19 protein-coding genes are annotated in these 21,064 nt (G+C 73.3%); 14 read left to right on the top strand and 5 right to left on the bottom strand.

The genetic code is table 11. From position 1 onward, the window contains the following. Positions 1 to 121: 121 nt before the first annotated feature. The 4 genes from AWW66_RS04485 (at position 122) to serA (ending at position 5,911) form a co-directional block, all read left to right on the top strand. Entirely contained in the window at positions 122 to 2,008 is a 1,887-nt protein-coding gene (locus AWW66_RS04485; protein WP_067360175.1) for an acetolactate synthase large subunit, read from the top strand. A gap of 61 nt (positions 2,009 to 2,069) precedes the next feature. After that, entirely contained in the window at positions 2,070 to 2,585 is a 516-nt protein-coding gene (gene ilvN / locus AWW66_RS04480) for an acetolactate synthase small subunit (protein ID WP_067360173.1), read from the top strand. Positions 2,586 to 2,770: 185 nt separating this feature from the next. Beyond that, the gene (ilvC, locus tag AWW66_RS04475; RefSeq protein WP_067360171.1) at positions 2,771 to 3,784 is read left to right on the top strand and encodes a ketol-acid reductoisomerase; all 1,014 of its coding nucleotides are present in this window, start codon (positions 2,771 to 2,773) and stop codon (positions 3,782 to 3,784) included. A gap of 528 nt (positions 3,785 to 4,312) precedes the next feature. After that, complete coding sequence (serA, locus tag AWW66_RS04470) at positions 4,313 to 5,911, top strand: phosphoglycerate dehydrogenase (RefSeq protein ID WP_067360169.1); 1,599 nt, start codon at positions 4,313 to 4,315, stop codon at positions 5,909 to 5,911. Between the two features lie 115 nt (positions 5,912 to 6,026). Here serA and AWW66_RS04465 read toward each other — a convergent pair whose 3' ends face one another. After that, the gene (locus tag AWW66_RS04465) at positions 6,027 to 6,401 is read right to left on the bottom strand and encodes a hypothetical protein (protein ID WP_211271831.1); all 375 of its coding nucleotides are present in this window, start codon (positions 6,399 to 6,401) and stop codon (positions 6,027 to 6,029) included. Between the two features lie 406 nt (positions 6,402 to 6,807). Beyond that, a complete protein-coding gene (locus AWW66_RS04460; protein WP_067360167.1) occupies positions 6,808 to 7,656 on the bottom strand; it encodes an FAD:protein FMN transferase in 849 nt (282 codons plus the stop codon). 222 nt (positions 7,657 to 7,878) lie between these two features. Here AWW66_RS04460 and AWW66_RS04455 point away from each other — a divergent pair, with 222 nt between their 5' ends. Together AWW66_RS04455 and AWW66_RS04445 are read left to right on the top strand one after the other, a co-directional pair. Further along, positions 7,879 to 8,910 carry a 3-isopropylmalate dehydrogenase gene (locus AWW66_RS04455; protein ID WP_067360163.1) on the top strand — a complete coding sequence of 344 codons (1,032 nt, stop codon included), beginning with the start codon at positions 7,879 to 7,881 and terminating at the stop codon, positions 8,908 to 8,910. Positions 8,911 to 9,251: 341 nt separating this feature from the next. Next, the gene (locus tag AWW66_RS04445) at positions 9,252 to 10,349 is read left to right on the top strand and encodes a branched-chain amino acid aminotransferase (protein WP_067360159.1); all 1,098 of its coding nucleotides are present in this window, start codon (positions 9,252 to 9,254) and stop codon (positions 10,347 to 10,349) included. A gap of 179 nt (positions 10,350 to 10,528) precedes the next feature. Here the strand turns inward: AWW66_RS04445 and AWW66_RS04440 are convergent, their stop codons facing one another. Beyond that, entirely contained in the window at positions 10,529 to 11,305 is a 777-nt protein-coding gene (locus tag AWW66_RS04440; protein WP_067360157.1) for a tyrosine-protein phosphatase, read from the bottom strand. A 50-nt stretch (positions 11,306 to 11,355) separates the two neighbouring features. Next, positions 11,356 to 11,694 carry a PRC-barrel domain-containing protein gene (locus tag AWW66_RS04435; protein ID WP_067360217.1) on the bottom strand — a complete coding sequence of 113 codons (339 nt, stop codon included), beginning with the start codon at positions 11,692 to 11,694 and terminating at the stop codon, positions 11,356 to 11,358. A 527-nt stretch (positions 11,695 to 12,221) separates the two neighbouring features. On the opposite strand from AWW66_RS04435, the gene cimA reads away from it, so the two are divergent. Further along, positions 12,222 to 13,805 (top strand): citramalate synthase, encoded by a 1,584-nt coding sequence (cimA, locus tag AWW66_RS04430; protein WP_067360155.1) that lies wholly within the window; start codon positions 12,222 to 12,224, stop codon positions 13,803 to 13,805. 113 nt (positions 13,806 to 13,918) lie between these two features. On the opposite strand, the gene AWW66_RS04425 is transcribed toward cimA, so the two are convergent. Then, positions 13,919 to 14,920: an endonuclease/exonuclease/phosphatase family protein gene (locus tag AWW66_RS04425; protein ID WP_067360153.1), complete on the bottom strand. Its 1,002-nt coding sequence runs from the start codon at positions 14,918 to 14,920 to the stop codon at positions 13,919 to 13,921. 328 nt (positions 14,921 to 15,248) lie between these two features. Here AWW66_RS04425 and AWW66_RS04420 point away from each other — a divergent pair, with 328 nt between their 5' ends. The 7 genes from AWW66_RS04420 to arfB all read left to right on the top strand — a co-directional run bounded on the left by AWW66_RS04420 (position 15,249) and on the right by arfB (position 20,954). Further along, entirely contained in the window at positions 15,249 to 15,773 is a 525-nt protein-coding gene (locus AWW66_RS04420) for a hypothetical protein (RefSeq protein ID WP_067360151.1), read from the top strand. 164 nt (positions 15,774 to 15,937) lie between these two features. Then, a complete protein-coding gene (locus AWW66_RS04415) occupies positions 15,938 to 17,017 on the top strand; it encodes an AAA family ATPase (protein WP_067360150.1) in 1,080 nt (359 codons plus the stop codon). 138 nt (positions 17,018 to 17,155) lie between these two features. Continuing rightward, positions 17,156 to 18,178: a DUF58 domain-containing protein gene (locus AWW66_RS04410; RefSeq protein WP_067360149.1), complete on the top strand. Its 1,023-nt coding sequence runs from the start codon at positions 17,156 to 17,158 to the stop codon at positions 18,176 to 18,178. Next, positions 18,175 to 19,134 carry a VWA domain-containing protein gene (locus AWW66_RS04405; RefSeq protein ID WP_067360145.1) on the top strand — a complete coding sequence of 320 codons (960 nt, stop codon included), beginning with the start codon at positions 18,175 to 18,177 and terminating at the stop codon, positions 19,132 to 19,134. The genes AWW66_RS04410 and AWW66_RS04405 overlap by 4 nt, the downstream gene beginning before the upstream one ends. A 107-nt stretch (positions 19,135 to 19,241) precedes the next feature. After that, positions 19,242 to 20,099, top strand: coding sequence for a S1C family serine protease (locus AWW66_RS04400; protein WP_067360143.1), 858 nt, complete (start codon positions 19,242 to 19,244; stop codon positions 20,097 to 20,099). Between the two features lie 111 nt (positions 20,100 to 20,210). Next, positions 20,211 to 20,519 (top strand): hypothetical protein, encoded by a 309-nt coding sequence (locus AWW66_RS04395; protein ID WP_067360141.1) that lies wholly within the window; start codon positions 20,211 to 20,213, stop codon positions 20,517 to 20,519. A gap of 9 nt (positions 20,520 to 20,528) precedes the next feature. Next, complete coding sequence (gene arfB / locus AWW66_RS04390; protein ID WP_067360138.1) at positions 20,529 to 20,954, top strand: alternative ribosome rescue aminoacyl-tRNA hydrolase ArfB; 426 nt, start codon at positions 20,529 to 20,531, stop codon at positions 20,952 to 20,954. Positions 20,955 to 21,064 lie beyond the last annotated feature (110 nt).

The following is a 21,064-nucleotide window of genomic DNA, read 5'->3' as shown; positions in this document are numbered from 1 at the left end:
CTGGCCCCGTGCATCCTGCACGAGGGCTTTTTTCATGCCGTCGGAACTTGACCGACACGGGCTCCGCCCGTGTTGCACTGCCAGAAGAGCCTGACCACTCCAGCCGAAGGCCAGAACCGTCATGACGAGACCAACGCCCGAGACACTCGCCCACTCCGCCCGGCGGGCCCGCGCCGCCGCCGAGCCGGCGGGCGACGTCGACCACACGCCCACCGCCCGCGCCGCCGTGGCCCCGACCACCCCGGTGGCCCGGACCCCCGAGCCGGCCGCGCTCTCGGGCGCCGGTTCGCTGGTGCGGTCCCTGGAGGCGCTCGGCGTCGACGTCGTCTTCGGCATCCCCGGTGGGGCGATCCTGCCGGCGTACGACCCGCTCTACGACTCCGCCGTCCGGCACATCCTGGTCCGCCACGAGCAGGGCGCCGGCCACGCGGCCACCGGGTACGCCCAGGCCACCGGCAAGGTCGGCGTCTGCATCGCCACCTCCGGCCCCGGCGCGACCAACCTGGTCACCCCGATCGCCGACGCGTACATGGACTCGGTGCCGATCGTCGCGATCACCGGCCAGGTGGCCCGGCCCGCGATCGGCACGGACGCCTTCCAGGAGGCGGACATCCAGGGGATCACCCTGCCGATCACCAAGCACAACTTCCTGGTGCAGACCCCCGAGGAGATCCCGCAGATCCTCGCCGAGGCGTTCCACCTGGCCGCCACCGGCCGGCCCGGCCCGGTCCTGGTCGACATCCCCAAGGACGTCCTCCAGGCGCAGACCTCCTTCACCTGGCCGCCCACCCTGGACCTGCCCGGGTACCGGCCGACCCTGCACCCGCACGGCAAGCAGATCCGGGAGGCGGCGCGGCTGATGAGCGGCGCCCGCCGGCCGGTGCTGTACGTCGGCGGCGGGGTGCTCAAGGCCGGCGCCACCGAGGGGCTGCGCAAGCTCGCCGAGCTGACCGGCATCCCGGTGATCACCACGCTGATGGCGCTCGGCGCGTTCCCCGACTCGCACCCGCAGCACCTGGGCATGCCCGGCATGCACGGCACGGTGGCCGCGGTGTACGGCCTGCAGAAGGCCGACCTCATCGTCGCGCTGGGCGCCCGCTTCGACGACCGGGTCACCGGCAAGCTCGACTCGTTCGCCCCGGACGCCACGGTGGTGCACGCCGACATCGACCCGGCCGAGATCGGCAAGAACCGGCACGCCGACGTGCCGATCGTGGGCGACGCCCGGCACGTCATCGACGAGTTGATCGCCGCGGTGACCGTGGAGCGGGCCGCCGGGCGGGTCACCGGGCACGACGACTGGTGGGCCCAGCTCGACGACCTGCGCAACCGGTACCCGCTGGGCTACGAGGAGCCGGGCGACGGCACCCTCTCCCCGCAGTACGTGATCAAGCGGCTGGGCGAGATCGCCGGCCCGGACACGATCTTCGTGGCGGGCGTCGGCCAGCACCAGATGTGGGCGTCCCAGTTCATCTCGTACGAGAAGCCGTACACCTGGCTGAACTCCGGCGGTGCCGGCACCATGGGGTACGCGGTCCCGGCGGCGATGGGCGCGAAGGTCGGCAAGCCCGACACCGTGGTCTGGGGGATCGACGGCGACGGCTGCTTCCAGATGACCAACCAGGAGCTGGCCACCTGCGCCCTGGAGGGCATCCCGGTCAAGATCGCCGTGATCAACAACGGTAACCTCGGCATGGTCCGGCAGTGGCAGACCCTGTTCTACGGTGAGCGCTACTCCAACACCGAGCTGGGCACCCACAAGCACCGTATCCCGGACTTCGTCAAGCTGGCCGAGGCGCTCGGCTGCGTCGGGCTGCGCTGCGAGAACGCCGCCGACGTGGACAAGACCATCGAGGCGGCGATGGCGATCAACGACGCGCCCGTCGTGGTCGACTTCGTGGTCGGCAAGGACGCCATGGTGTGGCCGATGGTCCCCGCCGGCACCAGCAACGACGAGATCATGTTCGCCCGGGGCGTCCGCCCCGTCTTCGACGAGGACGACATCTAGTCGTGGCCGATCGCACCGAGCGCAGCGAGGGCCGTGAGGACATGACGAGGAAGGCACAGCAATGACCATGCACACCCTCTCCGTGCTGGTGGAGAACAAGCCGGGGGTCCTGGCCCGGGTCTCCGGGCTCTTCTCCCGGCGTGGGTTCAACATCGACAGCCTCGCCGTCGGTGAGACGGAGAACCCCGACGTCTCCCGGATCACCATCGTGGTCAACGCCGAGCGGTCCCCGCTGGAGCAGGTCACCAAGCAGCTCAACAAGCTGGTCAACGTGCTCAAGATCGTCGAGCTGGACCCGCAGGTCTCGGTCGCCCGGGAACTGCTGCTGGTCAAGGTCCGCGCGGACCGGTCGGCCCGGGCCCAGGTGCTGGAGACAGTGAACCTGTTCCGCGCCCGGGTGGTCGACGTCGCCCCGGACACCCTCACCATCGAGGCGACCGGCACCCCGGACAAGCTGGACGCGCTGCTGCGCGACCTCGAACCCTTCGGCATCAAGGAGATGGTCCAGTCCGGGCTGGTGGCGATCGGGCGCGGCTCGCGTTCCATCACCGCCGGCCCGACCCTGCGGGCCGCCTGAACACGACCGGCCCGACCCTGCGGGCCACCTCGAACACCATGGCCCGACCCTGCGGGCCGCGGCGACAGTACCGGTCGGGTCAGTGGACCGACCGGGCCACAACCGGTCCGGCCCCGGGGGCGGGGCTGGGCCAGACACACCGACCACGACGGGCCGCCCAGGGCCGCCGTACGAAAGGGAAGTTCATGAGCGTTGAGGTGTACTACGACGACGACGCCGACCTGGGCCTGATCCAGGCCAAGAAGGTCGCCGTGATCGGGTACGGCAGCCAGGGCCACGCCCACGCGCTGTCGCTGCGCGACTCGGGGGTCGACGTGGTGATCGGCCTGCCGGTCGGCTCGAAGAGCCGGCCCAAGGCCGAGGAGCAGGGGCTGCGGGTGCTTACGCCGGCCGAGGCGGCGGCCGAGGCCGACGTCATCATGATCCTGGCGCCGGACACCGCCCAGCGGTCCCTGTACGCCGAGGCGATCGCCCCGAACCTCGCCCCGGGCAAGGCGGTCTTCTTCGGGCACGGGTTCAACATCCGGTACGACCTGATCAAGGCCCCGGCCGACGTGGACGTGGCGATGGTCGCCCCGAAGGGCCCGGGTCACCTGGTCCGCCGCCAGTACGTCGACGGCAAGGGTGTGCCCTGCCTGGTCGCCGTCGAGCAGGACGCCACCGGCACCGCCTTCCAGCTCGCCCTGTCGTACGCCAAGGGCATCGGCGGCACCCGGGCCGGCGCGATCAAGACCACCTTCAAGGAGGAGACGGAGACCGACCTCTTCGGCGAGCAGGCGGTGCTCTGCGGCGGCGCGGCGGCGCTGGTGCAGACCGGCTTCGAGGTGCTCACCGAGGCCGGGTACGCCCCCGAGGTGGCGTACTTCGAGTGCCTGCACGAGCTGAAGCTGATCGTCGACCTGATGTACGAGGGCGGCATCGCCCGGATGCGCTACAGCGTCTCCGACACCGCCGAGTACGGCGACCTGTCCCGGGGCCCCCGGGTCGTCGACGCCCGGGTCAAGGAGGAGATGCGCAAGATCCTCTCCGAGATCCAGTCCGGCGAGTTCGCCCGCGAGTGGGTCGCCGAGGACGAGGCGGGCCGCCCGAACTTCGCCAAGTGGCGGGCCGAGGGTGCCGTGCACCCGATCGAGGAGACCGGCCAGAAGCTGCGCAACATGATGAGCTGGGTCGACCGCCCGATCACCGAGACCGCCTGAGCGGTCACCCGTACCACCCGGGCGCTCACCCGCCCAGGGATGGTCCGCCGGCGCCTCCCGGCCCCGGCGGACCACCCCCACCCCCACCCCCACCCCCACCCCCTTCACCACCCCACCCCGCCCACCCCACCCCCCGCCCACCCGGATGATCATGGAGTTGGCGGCACCAGGCCAGCCCCTGGGGTGCCGCCAACTCCATGATCAACGCGGTGGGCGGGACCGCGGTGGGCGGGACCGCGGTGGGCGGGAACGCGGTGGGCGGGACCGCGGTGGGCGGGACCGGGGACCGGGGGCGGGGGGATCGGGGGTGGGAGGGGGTGGAGGGGGGAGGGTGGGGTGGGGTGATCGGGTGTTAGGTCGGGTTTGTGAGGGCACTCACGCTGGTCGTCGGGGCATCCCGGCCGGCCTGACCCCTACGATCGGCGTGAGGTGCGCAAGCGGCACCCACGGCCGTATCCGGTCGGCGCAGGGCGCAGTGCGGCGTCGGCGTCGCACACCTCACCACGCTTTCGACATCTACGAGGACCAATGAATCCTGTCGTACTGATCGCCGAAGAACTCGCCCCTGCCGCCATCGAGGTACTCGCGCACGACTTCGACGTCCGTCACGTCGACGGCACCGACCGTCCGGCTCTGCTCTCCGCGCTCGCCGAGGCGGACGCCGTGATCGTCCGTAGCGCCACCCAGATCGACGCCGAGGCGGTCGCCGCCGCGCCGCGGCTGAAGGTGGTCGCCCGGGCCGGGGTGGGTCTGGACAACGTCGAGGTGCCGGCCGCCACCGCCCGGGGTGTGATGGTCGTCAACGCCCCCACCTCGAACATCGTATCCGCCGCCGAGCAGGCCCTCGCGCTGCTGCTCGCGGTCGCCCGCAACACCGCCAGCGCCAGCGCCGCGCTGAAGGCGGGGGAGTGGAAGCGGTCGAAGTACACCGGCGTGGAGATCCAGGGCAAGACCGTGGGCGTGGTGGGTCTCGGCCGCATCGGCGTGCTCTTCGCGCAGCGGATCGCCGCCTTCGGCACCCGGCTGATCGCGTACGACCCCTACATCCAGCCGGCGCGCGCCGCCCAGCTCGGCGTCCGCCTGGTCGGGCTGGAGGAGCTGCTGCGGGAGAGCGACTTCATCTCGATCCACCTGCCCAAGACCCCGGAGACCGTCGGGCTTATCGGGGAGAAGGAGCTGGCGATCGTCAAGCCCGGCGTGCGGATCGTCAACGCCGCCCGGGGTGGTCTGGTCGACGAGCAGGCGCTGGCCGACGCGATCGCCGAGGGCCGGGTCGGTGGCGCCGGTGTCGACGTGTACGCCAAGGAGCCCTGCACCTCCTCGCCGCTGTTCGCGTTCGACAACGTGGTGGCCACCCCGCATCTGGGTGCCTCCACCGCCGAGGCGCAGGACAAGGCCGGTCTCGCGGTGGCCCGCAGCGTCAAGCTCGCGCTCCAGGGCGAGTTCGTCCCGGACGCGGTGAACGTCCAGGCCGGCGGCGTGGTCGCCGAGGACGTCCGCCCGCTGCTGCCGCTGGCCGAGAAGCTCGGCCGGGCCTTCACCGCCGTGGCCGGTGGCGTCGCCGCCAGCGTCACCGTCGAGGTACGCGGGGAGATCGTCAACCACGACGTCTCGGTGCTCAAGCTCGCCGCGACCAAGGGGCTGTTCAGCTCGGTCGTCGAGGAGCAGGTCACCTACGTCAACGCGCCGCACCTGGCCGCCGAGCGCGGGGTCGAGGTCACCCTGACCACCCAGGTCGAGACCACCGAGCACCCGAACCTGGTCACCGTCCGGGGCGCCCTGCCCGACGGGCGTACCGTCAGCGTCTCCGGCACGGTGACCCACACCGGCAACCGTGACGTGCTCAAGCTGACCGAGGTGGACGGCTTCGACGTGGAGATCGGCGCGGAGGGCATCCTGCTCTTCCTCCGCTACGCCGACCGGCCGGGTGTGGTCGGCACCGTCGGTACCCTGCTCGGCGAGGCCGGCATCAACATCGCCGCGATGCAGGTCGCCCGCCGGGAGGCCGGGGGCGAGACGCTGATGACCCTCACCGTCGACCAGGCGCTCGGGGCGGACCTGCTCACCTCGGCCGCCGACTCGATCGGCGCGACCTCGGCCAGCGCCGCCGACCTGCGCGACGAGTAGGTCCGGGGCCGGACCGGACAGGTCCGGGTGAGCCAGGGGACAGCTCCCGGCAGGACAGACGAAGGGGCCCGGCCGTACGCGGCCGGGCCCCTTCGTCGTCCGGGCCGCCCCGGCGTCACCGGCCCTGGACGGGCACCGGTCGCTGCCCGGGAGGCGGCGGGTAGACCGAGCCGTCCTGCAGGTCGAAGAGCATCAGGCCGTGCTCGCCGGCGAGCCGTTCGATGTCGAGCAGCACCTGGTCGGCACAGGTGGGGAAGAGGTTCATCTCGACGTGGTCGCTGGCGGCGTGCAGCGGCGCCCGCTCCCACGGGGTGCCCGGCGTGGCCGGGCGGTCGGGGTAGATGGCGGTGACGGCCCGGTAGAACGCCACCACCCGGGGGTCGGGGTAGCGCTCCACATGCTGTCCCTGCCGGCACCGTTGCACCGCTGCCCGCACGTCCGCGGGGGAGGCCCCGTCCCACATGGCCCACACGCTCAGATCGAAACTCACGGCGGACAGCGTGCCATCCGCCGGTCATCACAGCGCAACTACCCCGTGTACCGGTTTGGCGAAAATCCTGTCTCGACGGTCCGCTGTGGAGACCCTTGCGTCGAGTTGCGTCGATTCGATAGCGTTGCCCTGCGGCTACCGGCCGTGCTCGTGGTGTCGACCCGTCTTCGGGTGGCGAGGTCCGGCGCCCTGGTCGACCGGCCCGCGCCCCTCGATTGCGCAAGCCACGCGCACTCGTCGCTGACCGGCCCCCACGGTCGTTGCCGAGATGGTGGGGGCCGATCGCGGGCAGGCCCGGCCGACGACGCCCGGGCCGACGACGGTCGGTCGGTGGCGGTGCGGTCGGTGGTGGGCCCGGCCGACAGCCGGTGATCTGTCCGTGGCGACCACGGTCGGCCGGTGGCGGTCAGCGACGGCGGTGCGCGAAGAGCGCGCGGTACTCCGAATCGGCGCGGAACCAGGCCAGGCCGGTCGGGCCGGCCGCGTACAGGGCGGTGGCGTAGGCGTCGGCGACGGCGAGGTCGGGCCCCACCACCGTGGCGGCGACGAGCTGGTCGGCGGGTTCCCCGGTGTGCGGGTCCACCACGTGTCCCTGCCGTCCGGTGACCCCGGAGGTGCCGACCGCCCCCGCCGTCATCTCCAGCACCAGCGGGGCCCGCCGACTGTCGGTCGGGTGGTGCACCGCCACCCGCCAGGGCCCGCCGTGCGCGGCGGTGCCGCGTACCACCAGGTCCGCGCCGGTGAGGACGGCGTAGTCGGTGACCCCGGCGGCCCGCAGCCGGGCGGCGGCCTGCTCCACCGCCCAGCCGCCGAGCAGCCCGCCCGGGTCGAACCCGCCCGGTACGGCCCAGGCGTCGAACCACCCGTCGGTGGCGGCCCGCATCGCCGCGCACCGGTCCACCAGGTCCGCCAGCGGCGGGTACGACTCGGGGCTGATCTCACCCCGGCGCAGCCGCGAGACGAGACTGTCCGGCCGGTTCGGCCCGTACGTGAGGTCGATCGCCCGCAGTTCGGCGACCGCGTCCCGCAGCGCCTCGCCGACGGCCCGCCGGCCCAGCTCGTGGGGGGCGTTCAGGAAGAGGGTGTACTCGGCGGTGGAGGTCCGGACGGTGTGGGTGGCGCTGAGCCGGCCGGTGGCCGTGGCGCCGGCCCGGTCGGGCCGGGTGTCGCGGGGGCCGAGGCGCAGGTCGGGCCGGCGACTGCGGTGGGCCGGCTGGTCCACCCATCTGGTCCGCGGTTGTCCGTCGATCCGCATCTGGCGTGCTCCCTCGCAGGCGGTGCCGCGTCGCTGTGGTCACCCGGGTCACCGGGCCCGGCGACCCGGGCACGTTCACGGTAGGCAGCGAAGTTGACCGGACCATGAATGCCACCTGGAAAGGGCCTGTGCATCTCGCTTTCCCACGATGCGGACGATGTGTACCGGGGGACGGGATGGCGTCGTACCGTCGACGTGACCGACGACGCAGAGGAGCGCAGGGTGGCACGGATCGCGGTGGTGGCCGGGGACGGGATCGGGCCCGAGGTGGTCGCGCAGGCCCGCAAGGTCATCGACGCGGTGCTCCCCGGAGTCGAGGCCACCGAGTACGACCTGGGTGCCGCGCGCTGGCACCGCACCGGCGAGGTGCTGCCCGACTCGGTCCTGAGCGAGCTGGCCGGGCACGACGCCATCCTGCTGGGCGCGGTCGGTGACCCGACCGTCCCGCCGGGCGTGCTGGAGCGGGGCCTGCTGCTCAAGCTCCGGTTCGCCTTCGACCAGTACGTCAACCTCCGTCCGTCGCGGCTCTGGCCCGGCACGGCCGGCCCGCTCGCCAACGTCAAGCCCGGCGAGGTGGACCTGGTCGTGGTCCGGGAGGGCACCGAGGGGCTGTACGCCGGCGCCGGCGGCACCCTGCACCGGGACACCCCGGCCGAGGTGGCCACCGAGGAGAGCCTGAACACCCGGCACGGGGTGGAGCGGGTGATCCGCGACGCCTTCGCCCGCGCCGGCCGCCGCGAGCAGCGCAAGGTGACCCTGGTGCACAAGACCAACGTGCTCACCCACGCCGGCTCGCTGTGGGCCCGCGCCTTCGAGGCCGTCGCCGCCGAGCACCCCGACGTCACCACCGAGTACCAGCACGTCGACGCGGCGGCGATGTTCCTGGTCACCCAGCCGCAGCGGTACGACGTGGTGGTCACCGACAACCTCTTCGGCGACATCCTCACCGACATCGCCGCCGCGGTCACCGGGGGCATCGGCCTGGCCGCCAGCGGCTGCATCAACCCCGACGGCCGGTACCCGTCGATGTTCGAGCCGGTGCACGGCTCGGCCCCGGACATCGCCGGCAAGGGCGTGGCCGACCCGGTCGCCGCCGTCCTCTCCGCCGCCCTCCTGCTCGACCAGCTCGGGCACCCGGAGGCCGCGGCCCGGGTCACCGACGCCGTCGCCACCGAGCTGGCCAGCCGCGCCCCGGGCGTACCCCTGAACACGGCCGAGGTGGGCGACCGCCTCGCCGGCTACGCCGTAGCCTGATCCCGGGCGCGCGGGGTCGCCGGGCTGTCGGCGGCCCGTCCGGCGCCCGACCGGCTGGCGGTGGCGCCGGCCGGCGCGGCGCGACCGGGGTGGGCGCCGACCCGCGACCCGGGTGCGGTGCCGGCCCGGTTCGCGGTACCGTCCCGCTGGGCCCGTACGCCGGTGTCCTGCCCTCCGGTGGGCGGCTTTCCGCTCGACGGTGGCGGGCCGGGCGCCACCACGAAGGCCACCTTTCCCCGAGCGGCACTTTTCGCTTAACGAGCGTTCGGGGTAAGTTGCAGAACATCTGACACCGGTCCGCCAACCTCGGCGTGCCGGGACGATTCTTGGAGGTCAGCGCGATGAGCGGTGGTGACAAGCTCGATTTCGAGATCCGTCCGAACTCTGCGGCGGTACCCGCCGCCGACCGGGCTGCCCTGCTGGCCAACCCCGGGTTCGGCCGGGTCTTCACCGACCACATGGTCACCATCCGGTACGCCGAGGGCAAGGGCTGGTACGACGCCCGGGTCGAGGCGCGCGCGCCGATCCCGATGGACCCGGCCAGCGCGGTCCTGCACTACGCCCAGGAGATCTTCGAGGGCCTGAAGGCGTACCGCAGCGTCGGCGGCGGCGTGACGATGTTCCGCCCGGACGCCAACGCGGCCCGGCTGGCGGCCTCCGCCCGGCGGATGTCCATGCCGGAACTGCCCGAGCAGGTGTTCCTCGACTCGCTGCACCGGCTCGTCGAGATCGACCGGGAGTGGATCCCGGAGGACGAGGACGGCAGCCTCTACCTGCGGCCGTTCATGTTCGCCAGCGAGGTCTTCCTCGGCGTCCGCCCGGCCAACGAGTACCTGTACGCCGTGATCGCCTCGCCGGTCGGCGCGTACTTCTCCGGCGGCATCAAGCCGGTGACCGTCTGGGTCTCCCCGGAGTACACCCGGGCCGCCCCCGGCGGCACCGGCGCGGCCAAGTGCGGTGGCAACTACGCGGCGTCCCTGGTCGCCCAGGCGGAGGCCATCGAGGCCGGCTGCGACCAGGTGGTCTTCCTGGACGCCGTGGAACGCCGCTACGTCGACGAACTGGGCGGGATGAACGTCTTCTTCGTCTACGACGACGGCACCCTGGTCACCCCGCCGCTGAGCGGCACCATCCTGCCCGGCATCACCCGGGAGTCGGTGCTGGTCCTAGCCGCCGAGGCCGGCCACCGGGTCGAGGAGCGCCCGGTGAGCTTCGACGAGTGGCAGGCCGACGCGGCCAGCGGCCGGCTGCGCGAGGTCTTCGCCTGCGGTACCGCCGCCGTGATCACCCCGATCGGGCAGGTCCGCTTCCCCGACGGGGAGTTCGCCATCGCCGACGGCGGTTCCGGCGAGGTCACCATGACCCTGCGGCAGCAGTTGGTCGACATCCAGCGCGGCAAGGCCGCCGACCCGCACGGCTGGGTGCGCCGGGTGCTCTGACCCCGACCGCCCACCACCCGATCCGGCGTGCCAGACGGCCGGCACCGTTGCCACACGGTGCCGGCCGTCGCGCGTCCCACCCAACCCGGCCCCGCCCGCGACCCCGCGCCGCCGCCGTGGTGGGGCGGGGTCGCGGGCGGCCGGCTCGGACGGGTGGACGGAAGGCGGGTGGGCGGCGGTCAGTGGAGCAGGTGGGTGCGCAGGGCGGTGAGCTGGGCGTCGGTGACGCCGGCGGAGCGGAGGTAGCCCTCGACCGAGCCGTGGGCGGCGCGCAGTTCGGCGAGGAACAGCAGCATCGTCTCGGCCGGTGAGGCGAGCCAGGCCGGCGGCAGGGTGCCCCGCTCCGGCATGACCTCGGCGGCCCAGGCGGCGAAGCGTTGGGCCGCCTCGGCGGTCAGCGCGTAGTCGGCGGCGATGTCGGCGTCGGCCACCCCGAGCACCGACAGGGTCAGCGCGCAGACGATCCCGGTGCGGTCCTTGCCGGCCACGCAGTGCACCACCACCGGGGCGTTGGCGCTGTCGGCGATCACCCCGACCGCGTCGGCCAGGCCGGCGGTACCGGTCTGGGCCAGGTCGGCGTACCGGTCGGCCAGGTACCGGGCCAGGTCGCTGCCGGGCTGGTACGGGCTCTCGTCCCACTCGGCGTGCTCGGGGTGCACGTGCCGCCAGGTCAGCCCGGTGAAGTCGGGTACCCGCCCGTCGCGGGTGACCTCGTACGGGCGGCGCAGGTCGACGACGGTCCGGACGCCGAGGGCGGCGAACGCCTCCCGGTCGGTGTCGTCGATGCGGTGCAGCGAGTCGGAGCGGTAGAGCCGTTGCCACCGTACGGTGCGGCCGTCGTGGCCGCGGTAGCCACCGACGTCGCGGAAGTTGAACATGGCGGAGAAGGGGATCCGGCGGCTGTTGTCGGTGACGTCCACGTCGACACGGTAACGGCCGGCGGAGCCGTGCTCCACCGGCCGTCACCGCCGCCTCGGATGGACCTCCGGTCGGCGGGGAAGTGTCGTCAGATGATCCGCCCGGCGCTGCCCGGCGGCATCGCCGAGTGCCGCTCGCCGTAGTAGCCGCCCAGCCGCTCGCGGTACGCCGGGTCGCCGTGGCTGCTCTCGTCGTACTCCGGGGCGGCCTTGATCTGGTCCTTCTCCCGGTCGACGTAGACCTTCTGCTCGTCGTGGTCGACGTGGTTGACGGTGCCCGCCGGCAGCATCACCTTCTTGCCGAAGATCCACGGGCCGGTGTCGACCACGAGGTAGCTGTCGTCGACCGCGTGGCTGGCGTTGTCGATCTTGCCGATGCTGCCGTCGGTCGCCTCGACCTTGTAGCCGGTCAGGTCGCTGCCGGTCACCCCGGCGTCCTCGCGGTACCGCCAGGGGTCGAACGAGCCGGCGGGCGCTCCGCCGGGGACCGCGCCCTGGGTCTGGTCGAAGGGGGTGGTGCCGGTCGGGTTGGGCGTGCGATCGTAGCCCTGCGGCGCGGTCGCGCCGGTGCTGTGCCCGGTGGACTCCGGCGTGTGGGTGTCGAACGGGGCGGTGTGCGTGTCGATGCGTTCCACGGGGGGCTCCTGTCCCGGCCGTCGACCGGCCGTCTCGGAGGTAATCTGCGCTGTCCCCGAAACTCCTACCCGGGCCTTTGCCGGCTACACCCCCGAGACGGGACGAAATCGCCGGGGCCGGTGACGCCGGGCGGACCCGGACCGCCGTCCCGACATGTGGATTTTGCCTCCCAGAGCCACCCGGCGAGTGGCAGAGTACCGAGCGTGACCAGGTCCGTCCTGATTATCAGCACCTAGCGCGCCGGCTCCGTCTCCGCCAGCGCGCAGACCTCCCGCATCCGCGGGGGGTCTTTTTGTTGCTTCATGAAAGGGCCCTCCGGATGACCTTCCAGGTGTACGACACGACGTTGCGCGACGGTGCCCAGCGAGAGGGCCTCACGTACTCGGTCGTCGACAAGCTCGCGGTGGCCCGGCTGCTCGACGAACTCGGGGTCGGCTTCATCGAGGGTGGCTGGCCGGGGGCCGTACCCAAGGACACCGAGTTCTTCCGCCGCGCCCGTACCGAACTCGACCTGAAGCACGCGGTGCTGGTCGCCTTCGGCGCCACCCGCAAGGCCGGCGTCGCGGTCACCGAGGACCCGCAGGTGCGTGGCCTGCTCGACGCCGAGACCCCGGCGATCGCCCTGGTTGCCAAGGCGGACATCCGGCACGTCGAGCGGGCGCTGCGGACCACCGGCGCGGAGAACCTGGCGATGGTCCGGGACACCGTGGCGCACCTGGTCGCACAGGGCCGGCGGGTCTTCGTCGACGGCGAGCACTTCTTCGACGGGTACCGGCACGACCCGGCGTACACCGCCTCGGTGGTCGAGGCCGCGCTGGCGGCCGGGGCCGAGCGGTTCGTGCTCTGCGACACCAACGGCGGCATGCTCCCCTCGCAGGTCACCGCCGCCATCGCCGACCTGGCCGCGCGGACCGGGGTCGACCCCGGGCTGCTCGGCATCCACTGCCAGAACGACACCTCCTGCGCGGTGGCCAACACCATCGCCGCCGTCGAGGCCGGGGTGCTGCACTTCCAGGGCACCGCCAACGGGTACGGCGAGCGCCCCGGCAACGCCGACATCTTCGCCGTGGTCGCCAACCTCCAGCTCAAGCTCGGGCTGCCGGTCCTACCGGAGGGCTGCCTGGAGCAGCTGGTGCGCGTCTCGCACGCCATCAGTGAGATCGCCAACATCGCCCCCGACACCCACCAGGCCTACGTCGGGGCCGCCGCCTTCGCCCACAAGGCGGGGCTGCACGCGAGCGCGATCAAGGTGGATCCGCTGCTCTACAACCATGTGGACCCGGCGGTGGTCGGGAACGACATGCGGATCCTCGTCACCGAGATGGCCGGCCGGGCCAGCATCGAGCTCAAGAGCCGCGAGCTCGGGCTGGACCTGGCCGGCCATCCGGAGACGCTGTCCCGGGTGACCAAGCGGGTCAAGGAACTGGAGGCCGGCGGGTGGTCGTTCGAGGCCGCCGACGCGTCCTTCGAGCTGCTGGTCCGCTCGGAACTGCCGGACGGCGCCCCGCCGCGACCGTTCGACCTGGAGTCGTACCGGGTGCTGGTCGAGCACCGCGAGGACGGCGCGGTGGTCTCCGAGGCCACCGTGAAGATCCGGGTGCAGGGCGAGCGGGTGATCGCCACCGCCGAGGGCAACGGCCCGGTCAACGCCCTGGACGAGGCGCTGCGGGTCGGGCTGACCAAGCACTACCCCGAGCTGCGCGACTTCGAGCTGGCCGACTACAAGGTGCGGATCCTGGAGGGCACCCACGGCACCGGCGCGGTGACCCGGGTGCTGGTGGAGACCGTCGACGGGGCGGGCCGGGACTGGACCACCGTCGGGGTGCACCCGAACGTGGTCGAGGCGAGCTGGCACGCCCTGGTCGACGCCCTCACCTACGGCGTCGCCCGCGCCTCGGTGTAAGGAAGGGCCCCCTCTTAACGCCTCCGGTAGAGAAGGGTTCCCTTCTCACGCCCTGACGTCCGGTGGGCGGGGGCGGTGCGGAGTGCGGGCGCGCGGGTGCCGGTGCGGGGTGGTCAGGCGGCCGGTAGCCGTAGCTCGGCCAGGACGGCGCGGTGGTCGCTGCCCGGCACCGGGTGCACGGTGACGGAGCGGACCGCGATCCGCCGGTCGACCAGGACGTGGTCGATGACCACCGGCGGGATCGGGTGCCCGTCGTACGGGCCCCAGGTGCCGGTCAGGCCCGCGCCCACCGCGGCGGCGGCGTCGACGTACCCGGTGTCCAGCAGGGTCCGTAGCGGCGCGTGGTCGAGCGTGGCGTTGAAGTCCCCGGCGAGGATCCCCAGCGTGCCGTCGGGGGTGGCCGGGGGCTGGGCCGCCAGGTCGGCGCGCCAGTGCCCGTTCTGGTCGAGGGCGTACGGGGCGGCCGGGTGCACCGACTCCACCCGGACCGGGGGAGCACCGGGCGGGGTGACCGTGCCGTACGCCTGGCTGAAGCCCCAGCCGCCCCGGTTGTGCCGGACGCCGTCCCCGGTGAGCGGGAAGCGGGTGTAGAGGGCGGAGCCGGCGGTGCCGACCTGCGGGTTGGTCCGCCGGTGCGGCAGCAGCCCGGCCAGCCCGAGGCGGTCCAGGTCGGCCTGGGTGTCCGGGGTGAACTCCTGGAGGGCGAGCACGTCGACCCGGTGGGCCCGGACCAGGTCGACCACGGTCCGGGCGTCGCCCGCGCCGGCCAGCACGTTGGCGGTGAGCACCCGCAGAATCGGCCCGGTGGTCGCCGGCTGCGGGCTGCCGAGCGCCCGGGGCGCCACCACCGCGAGCAGCGCCAGCGCCGTGCCGGCCGCGACCACCGCCGGCCAGCGGCGGCGCAGCGCGAGCGCGAGCAGCAGCGGTACCAGCGACCCGGCGGCGACGTACGGGGTGAAGGCGAGCAGTTGCACCAGCGGGCCGGGCTCGACGCCGAGGAGGCGGGCGAGGGCCCAGCCGGCCCCGGGGGCCACGGCGACCCAGCACAGCGCGGTCCGGCGCGACTGCCTCGGCGTCGTCGGCCGGTCGGTCTCGATGGTCACGCCGGTCACCATAGCGGATCTCCGCCGCCATTTCGTGAATGGTTGCGCCTTCGTATTTCGCGATGTGTGGGCACTTCGAGCAATGACGCGACATGCGGTGATCAACTATTGACTGTGTTGTTTTTTCGGTGCTAGGTTCCACCTGGTTACGGTGCCGAAACACAACGTGGTAAAGCCTGTTCAGGTCGGGTCTGGGGCGCGCTCGTCCGGCGCCTGTGGCTCGGTCTGAATCCTGGTGCGGAATTGTCGTTCCCGCTCGGGTGAAATCTGCGCTGCAATTATCCGACCCGCGGTCAGCGGGTCGGCCGTATCACCCCGGTCCATTCAAGGAGAACCCGTCATGGCCAAGTTCTTTTCCCGTAGATCAGCCGCGGTGGCGCTCAGCGCGCTGGCGCTGACCCTCGGCGGCGGCGGCGTCGCCGCCGCCCAGTCGACGTCGCTGAAGGCCCCGCTCGACTCCGTCCAGCCCGCCGCGCCGGGCGTCTCCGGCGGCCAGCCGCAGGTCACCGCCGCGGAGGCCCGCGAGGCCAAGGCGGCGCTGAAGAAGTCCGTCGGCACCAACGCCGTGCCCGGCTCGACCTCCTACGCGCTGGTGAACGGCGCCGGCGGCTATATCCGCGGCTACGACGCGGTCTCGTCGAAGAAGTACGGCCCCGGGCAGTACCAGGTCGTGTTCAACCGCAACGTGGTCCGGGGCGGCTACGTGGCGACCATCGGGACGAACACCGAGTGCTGCGTCCCGCCGGCCGGCCAGGTCTCGGTGGCGCCCCGGCTGGGTACGCCGAACGCGGTCTTCGTGCAGACCTACACCTCGGCCGGGGTCCCGGCCGACCTGCCGTTCCACCTGGCGATCTTCACGTACTGACCCGTACCGCCGCACGGTGCCGGCTCCCGCGACGGGGGTCGGCACCGCTGCGTCGTCCAGGTTGTCCGGTCCCGGTGGCGATGCTGCCGCCGAGGCCCGGAAAGGGTGCCTCTGGCGCGGGAAGTCCGACGTTTGTCGAGCCGCCGGCCCGGGAAGCAAGCACCGTGACGGACATCTCGGACACCCTGGCCAGCCTGCCCACCCCGGTCGATCCCGACGCGACCGGCGCCGAGCTGGAACAGACCCTCTTCGAGGTCAAACGTGTGATCGTCGGGCAGGACCGGCTGGTCGACCGCCTGCTCACCGCGCTCCTCGCCGACGGGCACTGCCTGCTGGAGGGCGTACCCGGGGTGGCGAAGACGCTCGCCGCGCAGACCCTCGCCACCGTGGTCGGCGGCAGCTTCTCCCGGGTGCAGTTCACCCCCGACCTGGTCCCCTCGGACATCGTCGGCACCCGCATCTACCGGGCGTCGACGGAGACCTTCGACGTCGAACTCGGCCCGGTGATGGCGAATCTGCTGCTCGCCGACGAGATCAACCGCGCGCCGGCGAAGGTGCAGTCGGCCCTGCTGGAGGCGATGGCCGAACGCCAGGTCTCGATCGGCGGGCGCACCTTCGAGGTACCCGAGCCGTTCCTGGTGCTGGCGACCCAGAACCCGATCGAGTCGGAGGGGGTGTACCAGCTCCCGGAGGCGCAGCGGGACCGGTTCCTGATGAAGATCGTCGTGGACTACCCCGGCGACGCCGACGAACTCGCCATCCTCTACCGGATGAGCAGCCAGCGGCCCCGGGCCCGGCAGGTGCTCGACCCGCTGCGACTGCGTGCGCTGCAACGCCGCGCCGAGCAGGTCTTCGTCCATCACGCCGTGGCCGAGTACGTCGTCCGGCTCATCCTCGCCACCCGCGACCCGGCCCGCTTCGGGCTGCCGGAGATCGCGCCGATGCTGGCGTACGGGGCGAGTCCCCGGGCCACCCTCGGCCTGGTCGCCGCCGCGCGGGCCCAGGCGCTGCTACGCGGCCGGGAGTACGTGCTGCCCGAGGACGTCCGGGAGTTGGCGGTGGACGTGTTGGCCCACCGGCTGGTGCTCTCCTTCGACGCGGTGGCCGACGGGATCACCGCCGAGTCGGTGGTCCGGCGGCTGGTCGCCGCGGTGCCGCCGCCCCGCATCGCACCCGGCCGGGACGAGCGTCCCGCCGGCACCGGAACCGGCGGCCCGAACCGCGCCGACCTGGCGGCGGCATGAGCGAGCGCAGCGAGCGAATCATCCGGGTCGTTCCTCGTGCCGTCGGTGAGCGCAGCGAGGTGGCGGCATGAGCGAGCGCAGCGAGCGAATCGTCGGTGTCGGCCTTCGTGCCGTGGGCGAGCGCAGCGAGGCGGTGGCATGAGCGAGCGCAGCGAGCGCGTCAGCGCAGTCGGTCCCGAGCCGGGACTGCCCGACCTGGTGCCGGACCACCGGCTGCGTCGGCTGGAGTTGACCGTCACCCGCCGGCTGGACGGGTTGCTGCACGGCCAGTACCGGGGCCTGCTTCCCGGGCCGGGCAGCGAGCCGGCCGGCAGCCGCGAGTACCGGCCCGGGGAGGACGAGGTACGCCGGATGGACTGGGCGGTCACCGCGCGGACCACGGTGCCGCACGTCCGGGAGGTCGAGGCCGACCGGGAACTGACCACCTGGCTGGTGGTGGACGCCAGCCCCAGTATGGAGTTCGGCACCGCCGACCTGGACAAGCGGGAACTGTCGGTGGCGGCGGTCGCCGCCGTCGGGTTCCTCACCGCAGGCGTCGGCAACCGGCTCGGCGCGCAGGTGCTCGACGCCGAGCGGGTGCACCGGTTCCCGCCCCGGGCCGGCCGTACCCATCTGCTCGGGCTGCTCCGCCGGCTGCTGGCCGCGCCCCGGACCACCGTGGACCCGGCCCCCGGGGCGGTCGTCGACCGGCAGCCGGGGCCGACCCTGGTCGAGGCGCTGGCCGCCGCGCACCGGGCCGCCCACCGCCGGGGCCTGGTGGTGGTGGTCTCCGACTTCCTCGACGGCCTGCCGGACGACCCCGGGCAGGCCGCGCCGTGGGAGCCGCTGCTGCGCCGGCTCGCCGTCCGGCACCAGGTGCTCGCGGTGGAGGTGACCGACCCGCGCGAGCTGGAACTGCCGGACGTCGGGGTGGTCACCCTGGTCGACCCGGAGTCCGGGCGCCGCCGGGAGGTCTGCACCTCCGACCCGGTGCTGCGCCGGCGGTACGCGGTCGCCGCCGCCGGTCAGCGCGACCAGGTACGCCAGGCGCTGCGCCGGTGCGGGGCGGCCCACCTGCCGTTGCGGACCGACCGGGACTGGACCGTCGACATCGTCCGGTACGTGCACACCCAGCGGCACCTGGCCGCCGTGCCCGCCGCCGCCCGGGGAGGTACCGCGTGAGCTGGGAGTCGCCCCTGCGCCTCTGGCTGTTGCTCGGGGTGGCCGCGCTCGCCGTCGGGTACCTGGCGGTGCAGCGCCGGCACAGCCGGTACGCCGTCCGCTTCACCAACCTGCGGCTGCTGGACCGGGTCGCGCCGCAGCGCCCGGCCTGGCGGCGGCACGTACCGGCCGGTCTCTTCCTGGCCATGCTGGCGCTGCTGGTGATGGGGTTCGCCCGGCCCAGCGCGGAGGTACGGGTGCCCCGGGAACGGGCGACCGTGGTGGTCGCGGTGGACGTCTCCACGTCGATGCTGGCCACCGACGTCGGCCCGGACCGGCTCAGCGCGGCCAAGTCGGCGGCCCGCCGGTTCGTCGACGGGCTGCCGGACGAGTTCAACGTCGGGCTGGTGGCGTTCGCCGGCAGCGCCGCCGTGCTGGTGCCGCCGGACACCGACCGGGAGGCGTTGCACGACGGCATCGAGCGGCTGGCCGAAGGGGTCACCGGCGTGCAGGGCACCGCGATCGGCGAGGCGATCAGCACCTCCCTGGGCGCGATCCGGGCGTTGGACAGCGAGGCGGCGACGAAGCCCCCACCGGCCCGGATCATCCTGCTCTCCGACGGGGCGAACACGTCCGGGATGGACCCGATGGAGGCGGCGGCGGAGGCGGTCGCGGTCGAGGTGCCGGTGCACGCCATCTCGTTCGGTACCCCGTCCGGGTCGGTGGACCGGGGCGGCCGGCCGATCCAGGTGCCGGTCGACGGGCAGACGCTGCGCGCGGTCGCCCAGGAGACCGGGGGCGGCTTCCACGAGGCCAGCACCAGCGCGGAACTCCGGGCGGTCTACGAGGACATCGGCACCTCGGTCGGCTACCGCACACAGCGGCAGGACGTCTCGGCCCGGTTCATCGGAATCGGTCTGGTCTTCGCGATGGGGGCGGCGGCCGGGTCCATGCGGTGGTTCTCCCGCCTGCCCTGACCCGGCTACCCCGTCCCGGGCGGCCCCGGCCAGGGCGGGGGCGGCCCGCGGGGCACCGCCTGTCACCGACACGAGCAGCGCACCGGCACGGCAGTGAGGAGCGACGGATGGCAGCACAGACCGGACTGGGAGAGCCCCGGGGACCGTGGTTCGTCTCGCCGGAACTCGGCCCGGACGGCCGGGGGCGGTGGGACGTACCCGGGGTGGGGCTGGACCCCGGGCGGCGCCGGCCGGGCCGTCTGGTGGCCGGCCTGACGGTGGTGGCGCTGTCCACCCTCTCCGGCGCGGTGGCCGGCGGCTGGGTCGCCACTCAGGCGGACCGGCCCGAGTCGGCGGCCTCGGCGGCGCCGGTGCCGGCGGAGTTGGTGACCGCCGCCGAGAAGACCGTGCCCGGCGTGGTGTCGGTGCTGGTGGGCGGGGGCGGTGGCCGCTCGGCCACCGGGTCCGGCTTCGCCATCGACGACCAGCAGCACATCATCACCAACGACCACATCCTGGCCAAGGGGGACACGGCCGGGGTCACCGTCGAGGCGCCCAACGGCCGCCGGTTCCCGGCCGAGGTGGTGGGCCGCGAACCGGGCAGCGACCTGGCCGTGCTGCGGGTCTCCCCGGCGGCCGGCCTGTCCCCGCTGCCGCTGGCGAAGCCGGGCGCGACCCGGGTGGGCGAGCCGGTGCTCGCGGTCGGTTCGCCGCTCGGGCTCTCCGGCACCGTCACAGCGGGTATCGTCAGCGCGCTCGACCGTCAGGTCCGGCTCGGCGCGAACCGGCACACGGCCGTGCAGACCGACGCCTCCATCAATCCCGGCAACTCGGGTGGTCCGCTGGTCAACGCCCGAGGTGAGGTGGTCGGGGTGAACACGGCGATCGCCACCATCGACGGCAACGGCTCGATCGGCATCGGCTTCGCGATTCCGATCGACCAGGTGCAGCAGACCGCCGACACGATCATCGGAAAGGGCGGCTGAGCTGCGGAGAGTGTGCGATCGACTACGGGCGGGATATCGGAAATTGTCAGATATCCGGCGTATGCCCATCGGCCCGTAGCGATATCACGCTGAGTATGCATACTCACGGGGGTGGACCAACCTCTCCTAGCAGTTCTGCTGCTGCTCGGCCTGCTCGTAGGGTCCGGTGTGGGCGCCGCGTACACCCGGGCCCGGCGGGGGTGGACGGACTACCAGGCCGCCCGCCGGGCGGTGCCGGGGGCCCGGCGGGCCGCCTGGTTGCTGATCCGGGCCGTCACCACCAAGGTCGGCGTGATCACCCTGCTGCTGGCCGGGGCGGTGGCGTACGCCGCCGTCGGCTCCGACGCCGACTCCGGGCCGGGCGGGGCGGATCCCGCACCCACCCCGTCGGCCACCACCGGGGCCGCGCCGCAGCGCTAGCCTCAGGGGGTGGACGACGGACTGCGGGTCACCGACCGGCTCACGGTGCCCGGCACCGAACTGCGGGAACGCTTCTCCCGGTCGTCCGGCCCGGGTGGGCAGGGCGTGAACACCGCCGACTCGCGGGTCGAGCTGAGCTTCGACCTGGCCCGCTCGCCGAGCCTGCCCGAGCCGCTGCGCGCCCGGGCGCTGGACCGGCTCGCCGGGCGGCTGGTCGACGGGGTGCTCACGGTGGCCGCCAGCGAACACCGGGCGCAGTTGGCCAACCGGGAGGCGGCCCGGGAGCGGATGGCCGCGCTGCTGCGCGAGGCGGTCGCCCCGCCGCCGCCCCCGCGTCGGCCGACCCGTCCCTCGCGGGGCGCCAAGGAGCGCCGCCTGGCCGACAAGAAGCGCCAGTCGCAGCGCAAGCGGGAGCGCCGGGTCGACGGCGACTGACCCTCGGGCCGACCGTCCTCGGGTCGATTGATATCGATCGGTCTTCCTGGTTGAATTCTCGCGGGAGCACGGGCCGTCATCGATCGCATTCGTCGTACCCCTGACGGGAG

The organism is Micromonospora rosaria (assembly GCF_001567585.1).
In the GTDB taxonomy this organism is placed as follows: Bacteria; Actinomycetota; Actinomycetes; order Mycobacteriales; family Micromonosporaceae; genus Micromonospora; species Micromonospora rosaria.
The sequence above is the reverse complement of the archived record's forward strand: the minus strand, read 5'-3'. Positions and strand labels throughout refer to the sequence as shown.